General features: G+C 69.3%; 14 protein-coding genes and 1 tRNA gene. 10 read left to right on the top strand and 5 right to left on the bottom strand.

Features of this window, described 5'->3' with window-relative positions; translation table 11 throughout:
- Positions 1-19: 19 nt before the first annotated feature.
- Positions 20-96, top strand: a tRNA-His gene (locus tag ACO2RJ_RS16440).
- A gap of 96 nt (positions 97-192) precedes the next feature.
- Here the strand turns inward: ACO2RJ_RS16440 and rfbA are convergent.
- The 4 genes from rfbA to rfbC are packed head-to-tail and all read right to left on the bottom strand — an operon-like array spanning position 193 to position 3,612.
- Positions 193-1,074: a glucose-1-phosphate thymidylyltransferase RfbA gene (gene rfbA / locus ACO2RJ_RS16435; protein WP_423269204.1), complete on the bottom strand. Its 882-nt coding sequence runs from the start codon at positions 1,072-1,074 to the stop codon at positions 193-195.
- Positions 1,071-1,958 (bottom strand): dTDP-4-dehydrorhamnose reductase, encoded by an 888-nt coding sequence (gene rfbD / locus ACO2RJ_RS16430; RefSeq protein WP_423269203.1) that lies wholly within the window; start codon positions 1,956-1,958, stop codon positions 1,071-1,073. The genes rfbA and rfbD overlap by 4 nt, the downstream gene beginning before the upstream one ends.
- A complete protein-coding gene (gene rfbB, locus ACO2RJ_RS16425) occupies positions 1,955-3,031 on the bottom strand; it encodes a dTDP-glucose 4,6-dehydratase (protein ID WP_423269202.1) in 1,077 nt (358 codons plus the stop codon). The genes rfbD and rfbB overlap by 4 nt, the downstream gene beginning before the upstream one ends.
- 29 nt (positions 3,032-3,060) lie before the next feature.
- A complete protein-coding gene (gene rfbC / locus ACO2RJ_RS16420; RefSeq protein ID WP_423269201.1) occupies positions 3,061-3,612 on the bottom strand; it encodes a dTDP-4-dehydrorhamnose 3,5-epimerase in 552 nt (183 codons plus the stop codon).
- Between the two features lie 202 nt (positions 3,613-3,814).
- On the opposite strand from rfbC, the gene ACO2RJ_RS16415 reads away from it, so the two are divergent.
- From ACO2RJ_RS16415 to ACO2RJ_RS16400, 4 genes are all read left to right on the top strand, one after another.
- Positions 3,815-6,037 carry a hypothetical protein gene (locus tag ACO2RJ_RS16415; protein WP_423269200.1) on the top strand — a complete coding sequence of 741 codons (2,223 nt, stop codon included), beginning with the start codon at positions 3,815-3,817 and terminating at the stop codon, positions 6,035-6,037.
- Between the two features lie 172 nt (positions 6,038-6,209).
- Positions 6,210-6,335 carry a type B 50S ribosomal protein L36 gene (gene ykgO / locus ACO2RJ_RS16410; protein WP_020186918.1) on the top strand — a complete coding sequence of 42 codons (126 nt, stop codon included), beginning with the start codon at positions 6,210-6,212 and terminating at the stop codon, positions 6,333-6,335.
- Positions 6,336-6,418: 83 nt separating this feature from the next.
- On the top strand, positions 6,419-7,072 hold the full coding sequence (locus tag ACO2RJ_RS16405) for a tetratricopeptide repeat protein (RefSeq protein ID WP_423269199.1): 654 nt from the start codon (positions 6,419-6,421) through the stop codon (positions 7,070-7,072).
- Positions 7,072-8,043 (top strand): alpha/beta fold hydrolase, encoded by a 972-nt coding sequence (locus tag ACO2RJ_RS16400; protein WP_423269198.1) that lies wholly within the window; start codon positions 7,072-7,074, stop codon positions 8,041-8,043. Before ACO2RJ_RS16405 ends, ACO2RJ_RS16400 begins: the two co-directional genes overlap by 1 nt.
- Before the next feature lie 12 nt (positions 8,044-8,055).
- Here ACO2RJ_RS16400 and ACO2RJ_RS16395 read toward each other — a convergent pair whose 3' ends face one another.
- Positions 8,056-8,679: a YqgE/AlgH family protein gene (locus ACO2RJ_RS16395; protein WP_423269197.1), complete on the bottom strand. Its 624-nt coding sequence runs from the start codon at positions 8,677-8,679 to the stop codon at positions 8,056-8,058.
- Positions 8,680-8,828: 149 nt separating this feature from the next.
- Between ACO2RJ_RS16395 and ACO2RJ_RS16390 the strand changes: the two genes are divergently transcribed.
- The 5 genes from ACO2RJ_RS16390 (at position 8,829) to ACO2RJ_RS16370 (ending at position 12,189) form a co-directional block, all read left to right on the top strand.
- Entirely contained in the window at positions 8,829-9,677 is an 849-nt protein-coding gene (locus ACO2RJ_RS16390; protein ID WP_423269196.1) for a protein-disulfide reductase DsbD domain-containing protein, read from the top strand.
- 55 nt (positions 9,678-9,732) lie between these two features.
- Complete coding sequence (locus ACO2RJ_RS16385) at positions 9,733-10,218, top strand: peroxiredoxin (RefSeq protein WP_423269195.1); 486 nt, start codon at positions 9,733-9,735, stop codon at positions 10,216-10,218.
- A gap of 175 nt (positions 10,219-10,393) precedes the next feature.
- A complete protein-coding gene (locus tag ACO2RJ_RS16380; protein WP_423269194.1) occupies positions 10,394-10,606 on the top strand; it encodes a hypothetical protein in 213 nt (70 codons plus the stop codon).
- A 181-nt stretch (positions 10,607-10,787) separates the two neighbouring features.
- A complete protein-coding gene (locus ACO2RJ_RS16375; protein WP_423269193.1) occupies positions 10,788-10,976 on the top strand; it encodes a YegP family protein in 189 nt (62 codons plus the stop codon).
- A gap of 52 nt (positions 10,977-11,028) precedes the next feature.
- Positions 11,029-12,189: a DNA cytosine methyltransferase gene (locus ACO2RJ_RS16370; protein ID WP_423269411.1), complete on the top strand. Its 1,161-nt coding sequence runs from the start codon at positions 11,029-11,031 to the stop codon at positions 12,187-12,189.
- The last annotated feature ends 1 nt before the right edge of the window (position 12,190 follow it).

The following is a 12,190-nucleotide window of genomic DNA, read 5'->3' as shown; positions in this document are numbered from 1 at the left end:
GCGAAACGCGGCCCCGCGTGCCGCCATAGCTCAGTTGGTTAGAGCGCTAGATTGTGGATCTAGAGGTCCCTGGTTCGAGCCCAGGTGGTGGTACCAACGCTCTCCCCCGCCTTCATCCCGCTTCAAGCCGGCGCCGTTCCGCCGGGGCAGCCGCCCCTACGCTCCATACGCCGGCGGCCCCGCGGCCGTCCGTCAGAGCAGCGTGCCGCCGGCGGCCGCGAGTCGGATGATGTACTGGCCGTAAGAGGTCTTCGCGAACAGCTTGCCGCGGGCGGCGAGCTGGTCGAGGTCGATGAAGCCGGCGGCGAACGCGATCTCCTCCAGGCAGGCGATCTGCATCCCCTGCCGGTGCTGGATGGTGCGCACGAACTCGCCGGCCTCCAGCAGGCTGTCATGCGTGCCGGTGTCGAGCCAGGCGGAGCCGCGGCCGAGGCGCTCGACCGACAGCTCGCCGCGCTCGAGATAGACCTTGTTGACGTCGGTGATCTCGAGCTCGCCGCGCGGCGAGGGCAGCAGGTTGGCGGCGATGTCGAGCACGGCGTTGTCGTAGAAATAGAGCCCCGTCACCGCCCAGTTCGAGCGCGGCACCGACGGCTTCTCCACGATGTCGATCGCCTTGCCGTGATCGTCGATCTCGACCACGCCGTAAGCCTCCGGCCGGTCGACGTGATAGGCGAACACGGTCGCGCCCGAGGGGCGGGCGGCGACCTCCTTGAGTTGCTCCCCGAGATTCGCCGAAAAGAAAATGTTGTCGCCGAGCACGAGCGACACGTTGTCGGAGCCGACGAAGTCGCGCCCGATGATGAAGGCCTGGGCGAGACCCTCCGGCCGCGGCTGCTCGGCGTAGGTCAGCTCGATGCCGTAGGCCGATCCGTCGTCCAGCAGCCGGCGGTAGTTCTCGATGTACTCCGGCGACGAGATCAGCAGGATCTCGCGGATGCCGGCGAGCAGGAGCACCGACAGCGGATAATAGATCATCGGCTTGTCGTAGATCGGCAGCAGCTGCTTGTTGACGGCGAGCGTCGCCGGATAGAGCCGCGTCCCCGAGCCGCCGGCGAGAATGATGCCCTTCATGCCGCGGTCCTCAATATGTCGTCGATGAGCTGGGGGAGGCCGTCGCGCCACGGCCGTGGCCGGACGCCGTAGTCGCGCGTGATCCTGGCGGTCGACAGCAGCGAATTCGCCGGCCGCCTGGCCGGCGTCGGATAGTCCGTCGTCCCGATCGGTTCGAGCCTCGGCGTCTTCAGGCCCTTCGCCTTGGCGACATCGAAGATCGCGGCGGCGAAGTCGTGCCAGGTCGTGCCGCCATCGTTCGAGAAGTGGAAGACGCCGGTCGGGGCGCCCTTGTCCGCCATCATCCTGAGCGTGATGGTCGCGAGCGCGTCGGCGAGATCGGCGGCGAAGGTCGGCGCGCCGCGCTGGTCGGCCACCACCTTCATCACGTCGCGCTCCTGGCCGTAGCGCAGCATGGTCTTGACGAAGTTCGACCGCCGCGCGCTCACGACCCAGGCGGTGCGCACGACCGCTGAGCGCGGATTGCCGAGGGTGACGGCGTATTCCCCGGCGGCCTTGCTCGCGCCGTAGACGCCGAGCGGTCGAACGGGCGCGTCGACCTCGTAAGGTTCCGAGCCGGTTCCGTCGAAGACATAGTCGGTCGACACATGGATCAGCGGGACGCCGGCGTCGCGCGTGGCCTCTGCGAGAACGGCCGGAACGAGCGCGTTCGTCTCGAAGGCCGCGGCGACCTCCGTCTCCGCCTTGTCGACGGCGGTGTAGGCGGCCGGATTGATCACGGCGTCGACCTTACGATCCGCGAGGAAGGCCTTCGTCGCCGAGAGATCGGTAAGATCGAGTTCCGCCCGGGACGGCGCGATGATCTCCACGCCCGCAGGCCAGTGTCGCGCCACGAGCTCGTGGCCGACCTGGCCGGAGCCGCCGGTGACGAGGATGACCGTCATAGCGTGCCCCGCCGCGCAAGGGCGCCGCCATCCGCGCCGGCGACCAGAGGCGCCCACCAGTCGCGGTTCGCGAGATACCAGGCGACCGTCTTCTCGATGCCGCTCTCGAAGCTCTCATCCGGCCGCCAGCCCAGTTCTCGCTCGATCTTGGAGGCGTCGATCGCGTAGCGCATGTCGTGGCCCGGCCGGTCGGTCACGAATTTGATGAGGTCGCGCCGGCTGTGGCCGAGCGGCGGCGCCAGCCGGTCGAGCAGGTCGCAGATGACATGGACGACGTCGAGGTTGGTCCGCTCGTTCCAGCCGCCGACATTGTAGCTCTCGCCGGGAACGCCGCGCTCCATGACAAGGGCGAGCGCCCTTGCGTGGTCCTCGACATAGAGCCAGTCGCGGATGTTCGCTCCGGCGCCGTAGACCGGCAGCTCGCCGCCGGACAGCCCGCGCAGGATCATCAGCGGGATCAGCTTCTCCGGGAAATGATACGGCCCGTAATTGTTGGAGCAGTTGGTGACGATGGTCGGCAGCCCGTAGGTCTCCCGCCAGGCGCGCACGAGATGGTCGGACGAGGCCTTGGAGGCGGAGTAGGGCGAGTTCGGCGCGTAAGGCGTCTCCTCGGTGAAGAAGCCGTCCGCGCCCAGCGTGCCGAACACCTCGTCGGTCGAGATGTGCATCATCCGGAAGCGTTTCTGCGCCTCCGGCGACAGCGCGCGGAAATGCCGGAGCGCCTCCTGCAGCACGGTGTATGTGCCGACCACATTGGTCTCCACGAACACGCCGGGCCCGTCGATCGAGCGGTCGACATGGCTTTCGGCGGCGAGGTTCATCACGCCGGTCGGCTGGTAGGTCTCGAACAGCCGGCGCATCGCCGCGGCGTCGCGGATGTCGGCCTTTTCGAAGCGGTAGCGGGGGTTGCCCTCCGCGCCCGGCAGCGAATTCAGGTTCGCCGCATAGGTCAGGGCGTCGACATTGACGACGAAGGCGCCGGTGTCGGCGAGGAGGTGCCGGACGACGGCGGAGCCGATGAAGCCGGCGCCGCCGGTCACCAGGATGCGCGCGTCGGCGAGACGATCGGCCATGGGGGAGGAAACCTTCGGCGCTGCAGGGGTCAGAACAGGTCGGGCGCGTCGGCGAGCAGCGGCGCGCGCCTGTCCTTGTCGGACAGCTGCGCCGCGTCCGGCTCGACCGGCCAGGCGATGCCGATCGCAGGGTCCGACCACAGCACGCCGCGGTCGCATTCGGCGGAATAATAGGAGGACACCTTGTAGGCGACCTCGGTGTCCGGTTCGATCGTGCAGAAGCCGTGCGCGAAGCCGGCGGGTACAAGAAGCTGCTCGCCCCGCTCGGCGGTCAGCGTCACCCCGACATGCTGGCCGAAGGTCCGCGAAGCCCTCCGGATGTCGACGGCGACGTCGTAGATCGCGCCGCGGACGCAGGACACCAGCTTGTCCTGCGCGAAGGGCGGCAACTGGAAATGAAGGCCGCGGATCGTGCCGACCGCGCGGGACAGCGACTTGTTCTCCTGGACGAACTCCAGAAAGACGCCCGCCTGCTCCCAGGCCGATTTCCGGTAGGTCTCGGCGAAGTATCCGCGCGCGTCGCCAAAATATTTCGGGCGCAGCTCGATCACCCCGTCGATCGGATGCCGGATGAACTCCATCTAAAACTCCGGATAAGGGCGGGTCCGACGAAGAGCCGCCGCAGTCGGCCGAAAGCGGTCATCGCGCGCCTGAGCATTCAGGCGACGTCTTGCTACTCCATGTCTGAAAATCATGGCAAGGGCTTGAAGTCGATTGCGGCCCATGGGGTAGAGTCGAGCAGGATCGGTCGACGGGGCGGGGTCGCCTTTCGGGAGCGAAAGCGTGGAGTTCAGCCTTGGCGAATGGGAGGAGCCGCGCGCGGGCGCCGTCTGTGACGCCGACGTCCTCGCGGTCCGGGGTCGTCTCTTCAGGACCGAAGGCGTCGAACGGCTCAGTCTCTTCATAGACGGGACTCCCGCTCTGGACCTGCAGCTGACGGCGCGTTCTGACGGAGGCCTGGATTTCGAAGGCCGTCTTCCGCTCGATCACCGTCCCGCCCGGCTTCCGCTCAGCTTGCGGGCGGACGCCGAGGAGGGCCTCGTCAATCTCTTCGGCGAGCGGGTCGTGTGGCGGGGGCGGTCCTGGCCCGCGCGACCGGCCATGCCGCTTGCGTCCTTTCACCGCGAGACGTTCGAACGGAGCGGCGCGCTCGCGGTGCGGGGGCGGGCCATGCTTGGCGACCAACCCTTCGCGTCGGTCGCGTTCTGGCGCGCCGGGCGTTGTCTGGCGACGGCGGCGCCTGACGGCGCCGGCGCCTTCGACGTCACCTTCGGCGCCCCCTTCGACGCGGTCCATGCGTGGCTTGCCGACGGCGACGGGAGGGAGATCTATGCCGGCCCGGTCGAGTCGGACCGCTGGCGCCTCGTCTCCGACGGCCTGACGCTTACCGCCGACGCCCCCGAGCAGGACGTCGACGGGCGCGTCCGCGCCGTCCTCGGGGGCGCCGATGCGTCGCGCGCCGCGCTGTGGGTGAATGGCCGCCTGTCTCCCCTTGCGTCGACCAGAGGATCGGACTCCGCGGGCATGCGCCTGGACGGTCCGTGGCGCGACGGGCCGCTCGCCGTCGTCGAGGCTTTCGTCAACGACCGGCTGGTCGCGCGGGAGCCCGTCTTCGTCCCGGATCGCACGGCGTTCGCCCAATTCCAGAAGGCGCTGAAGAGGCGGCTGCGGCTGACGGTCGTCCTCGCCTCGGGCGAGGAATGGCCGAAGACGGTGCCACTCAAGATGGCGTCCTCGCCGAACGGATGGCGCTTCTTCCTCCGCCGTCCGCCGGATCGCGAGCCGCTGGCGCTCGGCGAGGATGAGATCGCGGGGCTGGCGATCACGCCGGCCGGGTTCTCCTACGTCTCGTCCGACAGGCAGTTCCGCCAGAGCTTCAAGGGTCAGGACGACAAGACGATCGAGGCCGCCGCCTGGCGCCCGCTGGCGCGGCCGGCGGTGCTGCCCTCCGGCGTGGTCGCGCCGATCGCGAAGCCCCGGCCCTTGCGCGTCGTCGTGGTGCGGGCCGAGGCGCTGCCGACCGACGAGATCTATATCGCGGAGCCGATGAGGTCGCTCGTCGCAGCGGGCGACGCAGAGCTCGTCTTCGTCGACACGGACGACGAGGAGATCAAAGGTCTCGCCTGCGGGACCACGATTGCGCCGGGCGACGTCGTGATCGTCGTCCGCTACGCCACGTCGCGCTGGCTGCGGCACCTTGCGGCGGCGAAGCCGGACGTCTCGATCGTCTATCTCATGGACGACGACTTCCTGGCCGCGATCGACACGCCCGGCCTGCCGCAGCCCTATCGCCGGCGGATGGCGGACGTCGCGCGCTTCGACCTTCCCGCGATGCTGGCGCTGGCGGACCGGGTGGTCGTGACCTCCGACTATCTCGCGCGGGCCTACGCGTCGCCCAAGACCGCGCTGCTTGAGCCGCCCCGGATCCGATGCGACGTGGGGCTCGATCACCACGCCGCAGGGGGGCCGTTGCGCATCGGTTATCACGGGACCAACAGCCACGCCGACGATCTCGAAATGATCGCGCCGGCGCTGATTTCCGCCCTCGACGCGTGCCCCCAGGCGCGGCTCGAGCTGTTTTCCGCGAGCGCCGCGGTGGGGCGCCTCGGCGAGCATCCGCGGGTCGACATTCTGGCGCCGACCTCCTGGGCCGACTACAAACGCCACGCGGTCGAGACGCCGTGCCACGTCACGCTGGCTCCGATGCTCGACACGCCCTACAACGCCGGCAAATCCATCATAAAGTTCCTGGACGCGGCCTCGTCAGGCGCGGTCGGCGTCTATTCCGACCTGCCGCCCTATCGCGGCTTCGTGGGGCACGGCCGGGACGGCTTCCTCGCCCCGAACGATCCGGACCGCTGGACCGAGACGCTCGTCGACCTGCTTCAGGCGCCCGGGCGCATCGCCGAGGCGGCGCGCGCCTGCCGGGAGACGGCGGGACGCCGCCGGCCGATCGCAGCGGCGACGGCGTTCTGGCGCAGGCTCCTGATTTCGGACGATGGCTAAGAACGGGCGTTTCGCCGCCTCGGCCAGCTTGCAAAACGGCGGAGTCTTGACTAGAACCCGGCGCGAACCGGCGTCGCCGCGGGCCTGGACGGCTCGCGCGGATCCGCCAGAGCTTTTCGAACGATCGACGCGAGGCGCCGCGATTGCGGCCGGCGTCTTGGGAACGAGACCGATGAAGATCCGCAACTCGCTGAAGTCGCTGCGCAATCGCCACCGCGACAACCGCATCGTGCGCCGCAAGGGCCGCGTCTACATCATCAACAAGACCCAGAAGCGCTACAAGGCCCGTCAGGGCTGAGTCCGCCTCAATCGATGTCTGGTCCCGTCGCTTATCTGCGCGGGAGCGTTTGACGGTGGCCGCGCGGGCGCTAAGCTCTGCGCATGATCCGTTGCGCACTATCGATCGCCCTCGTAGTCACGCTGGCCGGAGCGCCGGCGTTCGCCCAAAGCCCGCCGCCGCCTGAAGCGGGCCCGGCGCAGCCCCTCGTCTCCGAGCCCGCGCCGGCCCCGGACGGGCAGGCGGCGAAGCCCGGCCTGTCCCAGGCGGACGGTCACGCCAAAGCGATCGACGAACTGCTCGCCCGGCTCGCCAAGACCGACAATCCCGACAGCGCCCGGCGCATCGCGGCCGCCGTTCAGGCGATGTGGAGCCGTTCGGGCAGCGACACCGTCGATCTGCTGATCGCGCGCTCGCTCGACGCGCAGCGAAAGACGAAGCTCGACGTCGCCGTCAAGCTGATGGACGAGGCGATCGGCCTGCGGCCGGACTACGCCGAAGGCTGGAACCGCCGCGCCACGCTGCGGTTCATGGCCAAGGACTACGACGAGGCGATGGCCGACATCCACGAAACGCTGATCCGCGAACCGCGCCATTTCGGCGCCTGGATGGGCCTCGGACGGATCCTGCAGGATTCGGGGTTCAAGGCGAAGGCGCTCGCAGCCTATCGCCGCGCGCTCGACATCTATCCCGCCATCAAGGGACTGAAGCGCGAAGTGGACGACCTCGCGCTCAAGGTCGAAGGCCAGCCGATCTGATGCCCCCGGCAGCCGTCGCGGCGGCCGCGGCCGCGGCCGCCCTGGCGCTCGGCCTGTGTCTGGCCGCCGTCAGCGGCGTCGAGGCGCGCCCGGCCGCGGCCGGCGCGAAGCCGCACGCCCGCCGGATCGCCGTGACCGGCGGCGCGCTCAACGTCGTCACGCTCGGCCCGTCGCGCGGCGGCTCAGGCCCGCCGCTGCTGCTCCTGCACGGCGCGAGCGGCAATCTGAAGGATCTGCAGGAATCGATCGGCCGGCGTCTCGCCGTCCGCCATCGCGTCATTCTGGTCGATCGTCCGGGACACGGGCGGAGCGACCGGCTGGGCGGCCGCGAGATGTCGTCGCCCGCCCGCCAGGCCGACGCCATCGCTCAGGCTCTCGACGCCTTGGGCGTCGGCAGGGTCGTCGTGGTCGGCCACTCCTGGTCTGGGGCGCTCGCGACGAATCTCGCGCTCGACCATCCCAGTCATGTGGCGGGCCTCGTCGTCCTCTCCGGGGCGACGCACCCCTATCCCGGCGGGGCGGCCTGGTACAACGAGATCGCGGCGACGCCTCTGCTCGGTCCGATCTTCGTCGCGACGCTGGTCCGCCCGATCGGCGAGCGTCGCTTCGAAGACGGCGTCGCCTCGACCTTCAGGCCGAAGGCGCCGCCGCCGGGCTATCTGGAGCGCACGGACGCCAAGCTGCTGCTCCGTCCGTCGGAATTTGAGGCGAACGCCGAGGATCTTGTCGATCTCAAGCCGTTCCTCGTCCGTCAGGCGCCGCGCTATGGCGCGATCCGCGCGCCCACGACGATCATCACCTCCGACAAGGACGACGTGGTGTCGCCCGAACTCCACTCGCGCGCCCTGCGCCGGCAGATCCGCGGATCGAAGCTGGTCGTGATCCCGGGCGTCGGGCATATGCCGCATTGGAACGCGACTGACCGGGTGGTGGCGGAGATCGAGGCGGTCGTCGCGAAGGCGCGGCGCTAGGCGGCGGCACTTTCAGGCGTGACCGGCCTCTCCCGAGAGCTTTCCGAGGTCGATGCCGATCTTGGCGAGAGCGCGCTCGTACTTCGTGTCGACCTCCTCGCCGAACACCAGCGCGCCGTCGGCGGGACAGTTCAGCCAGCCATTCGCCTGAATTTCGCTTTCGAGCTGGCCCGGCGCCCAGCCGGCGTAACCGAGCGCGAGCAGCGCGCGTTCCGGGCCGGCGCCTTTGGCGATCGCCTTCAGGATGTCGAGCGTCGCCGTCAGGCAGATGCCGTCGTCGATCGGCAGCGTCGAATCCTCGATCATGAAGTCGGCCGAATGCAGCACGAAGCCGCGCCCGGATTCCACCGGGCCCCCGCGCAGCACCTGTATGGCTCCGGCTGCGTCGGGGAGGCGGATCTCGTCGCCCGCGGGGATGACGTCGAGCTGAACCAGCAGGTCGGGGAAGCTGATGTGAGGCGCGGGCTTGTTGACCACGATGCCCATCGCGCCCTCAGCGGAGTGCGCGCAGACATAGATCACTGTCCGCGAGAAGCGGTCGTCGGACATCGAGGGCATGGCGACCAGAACCTGGCCGTCGAGATAACCCGAGCGGTCCTTGCGGTTCGGCGGACGTTTGCGAAGCAGCTGCGGCATCACGGATGAAATTAGGGAGCATCCCGGGCTTTTGGAAGGCGTGTGGGCGCGAACTCGAACGCGACCGACGGCCGCGATCGAATTCGCGACGACTGTGCTCACGGCAGTTTGCGTTGGTCGACCTGCGCGAAGCTCTATCTTCCGGCGCGATGACGCGCTCTCCGGCCCTTCTCGTCCTGCTGTCGCTAGGGATCGCGTCCCCGTGCGCGGCGGAGCCGACTTCGCCCTGGGCGATCGATGGGCCGGCCGCCTTGCGCCTCGTCGACGCCGGCGCCGGCCCGGCGCCGGACACGCGGCTCGCCGCGATCGCCATTCGGCTCGACCGCGGCTGGAAGACCTACTGGCGCCAGCCCGGGGCGAGCGGCGTGCCGCCGCGCTTCGATTTTTCCGGCTCGAGCAATCTGGCGGAGGCGAGCGTCGCTTTTCCTGCGCCGGAGCGGCAGGCGGACGGGGACGGCGTGGTCAACGTCTATCACGACGCGGTGACGCTGCCGGTGACGGTGCGCCCGCGCGATCCGTCCACGCCTGTGACGTTGAAGCTGGTCGCGGATTACGGCGTCTGCGAAGCCGTCTGCGTGCCGATGCGCTCGGAGACGACGCTGGAGCTCGGAACGTCAGGGGGCCGCGACGGTCCGGCGGCTGCGGACGTTCGCCGCGCGGAAACGAAGACGCCCAAGCCGATGCGCCTCGGCGATCGCGCCCCGCTCGCGGTTGAAACGGTCACCCGCGTCTCGGGTCCGGACGGAGCGGCCGCCCTCGACATCGAGGTCGCCGTTCCGGAGGAGGGCGGCGCTCCGACGCTTTTTGCAGAGACGGGCGCCGGCGACTACGCGCCGGCGCCCGAACCCATCGGCGCACCGGAGAAGGGCAGGGCGCGCTTCCGCATGACCTTCGAGGAGCGCGACCTGCCCGCGTCCGGCGTCAAGCTGACGCTCGCGGCCGGAGGCGCGGCGATCGAGACTGCGGTCGCCCTCGACGCCGTCGGCGGCAAGCCTTAAATCTCCCGCTGAAGCGGACGGCGACCGCCTTCCGCGCTCCCGAGGAGAGCTTGCCATGGCGATCGAGGTCGGCGCCCGCCTGCCCAACACCACTTTTCGTCGCCTCGGCCCGAATGGGCCGGAGACGGTGATGGCGGACGAGCTGTTCGCCGGTAAGAAGGCCGTGCTGTTCGCCGTCCCCGGCGCGTTCACGCCGACCTGCCACAAGAACCATCTGCCCGGCTATCTCACCAACCTCGACGCGCTGCAGGCCAAGGGCGTGGACGTCGTCGCCGTCACGTCCGTCAACGACCCCTTCGTAATGAACGCCTGGGCCGAGGCGACCGGCGCAAAAGACAAGATCGAGTTCCTGTCCGACGGCAATGGCGACTTCGCCACGGCGATCGGCCTCGACTTCGACGCCTCCGCCGGCGGGCTCGGGCTCCGCTCCAAGCGCTACGCGATGGTGCTCGACGATATGACGGTGAGCTATCTCGCCGTGGAGGACTCGCCCGGCAAGGCGGACCTGTCCAGCGCCGAGGCGCTGCTCGCCTCTCTCTGACGTCGCGGCCCGCCGGGCTGCCGGCGGGCCGCATCCTCCCCGAGCAGGCTCTTTGCAAGCGCGCGTTCGGTCGACAGCACGCAGCGTCCGGGCGTCCCCCGACAGCAAGCACTGTAACTGAGGCGGAACCCAATACCCTCGCCTTCCGTTGCCCCTGCATGCATAGGAGGCGAGCGTGGGTCTTGATCGCGACATTCTGAGCAGCCTGGGCGAGACGCTGCGGCAGAAGCATGTGACCGATCTCGATCGTGCTTTGCCCGACGAGCTCGAGCGTCTCTGCGCCGAAATGCGGCTCATGGCTGTCAAGGGCGAGGGCCGCGCCTCCTCCGAAACTGACGCCGATCGACCGTTGACGAGGCGTTCGCCGGCTTTGACGAGGTCGCCATAGACCGCCCCAACGAGGCGCCGCAGTCGGTTCACAGGCGGCGCGCCCTGCTCGTCGCCCGCAACTGGAGGAGCCAGGTACGACGCGATATCCACCGACCTGTCTTCGGTTCCCCTTGGCTCGAACGTAAAATTGGCTCTAGCCTGCGATTCGGGCGACAGAGAACCCGGCTGGGAGACAGGCTATGGCGAAGTTCGAGGTCTACAAGGACAAGAAGGGCGAGTTCCGCTTCCGCTTCCTCGCGTCGAACGGCGAACCGATGTTCGGCTCCGAGGGCTACGCGGCCAAGGCGTCGGCCATGAAGGCGATCGAATCGATCAAGAAGAACGTCGTCGACGCCAAGGTGGACGACCAGACCGTCAAGGACGAGTGACCTGTCGGCCGCGACCCTCACGCCGGGTCCTGGCGTCGCGGCGAAGAGCCGTCTGAGCGGCTACACGTTCTACGAGTTCTTCGCGGGCGGCGGCATGGTGCGGGCCGGGCTCGGCCCCTCCTGGCGCTGCACGTTCGCAAATGACCTCTCGCCGAAGAAGGCTGCGAGCTATCGCGCGAATTGGGGCGGCGACGAGCTGCAGGTCGGCGACGTGCACGATGTGCGCGCCGATCAGCTTCCCGGCCGCGCCGATCTCGCGTGGGGCTCCTTTCCCTGTCAGGACCTGTCGCTCGCCGGGCGCGGCGCCGGGCTCGCAGGGACCCGCTCCGGGGCGTACTGGGGTTTCATGGCGCTGGTCGGCCGTTTGCGCGCCGAGGGCCGGCCCCCGCGTATTCTTGCGCTTGAAAACGTGTGCGGCGCGCTCAGCTCGCGCGGCGGCGGCGATTTCGCGGCGATCGGGCGGGCGCTGTCTGAAGCCGGCTATCGCTTCGGCGCGCTGGTGATCGACGCCGCTCTCTTCGTCCCCCAGTCGCGGCCACGGCTGTTCATCGTCGCGGTCGACCGGGACGAGGCGGACGCGCCTGCGATCACCACGGCGGGGCCGGACCCGCGATGGCATTCGAAGGCGCTGCTTGCGGCCGTCGCCCGACTCGACGCGCAGACCCGGACGGACTGGCTATGGTGGCGCCTTCCGCCGCCCTGCGCCAACGCGCTCCGTCTCGAGGATCTCATAGAGGACCCACCGGTCGGCGTCCGCTGGCACGGGCAAGACGAAACGGCGGCGCTCGTCGCGCTCATGTCTCCGTTGCACCAGGAGCGGTTGGCGGCGCTGAAGCGAAGCGGCGCTCGCCGGATCGGCACGATCTACAAGCGCATCCGCCCGGACGGGGCGGGCGGCAAGAGACAGGCCGCCGAAGCCCGCTTCGACGGTCGCGCGGGTTGCCTGAGGACGCCCGCCGGCGGCTCCAGTCGCCAGACGCTGGTCGCGATCGAGAACGGCGCGGCGCGCACGCGGCTGCTCTCGCCGCGGGAGGCGGTCCGGCTGATGGGGCTGAGCGACGACTATATTTTGCCGGCAAGATATAACGACGCCTATCGGCTGGCCGGCGACGGGGTGGTCGCGCCCGTCGTGCGATTCCTTGCGAACAATCTGTTTGAACCGCTGCTCCATGCGGAAGGAGCGGCGAGAGCGAGAGAGCGGCTTGCGGGGTGAC

Source organism: Hansschlegelia sp. KR7-227, assembly GCF_049446035.1.
Lineage (GTDB): Bacteria > Pseudomonadota > Alphaproteobacteria > Rhizobiales > Methylopilaceae > Methylopila.
The sequence above is the reverse complement of the archived record's forward strand: the minus strand, read 5'-3'. Positions and strand labels throughout refer to the sequence as shown.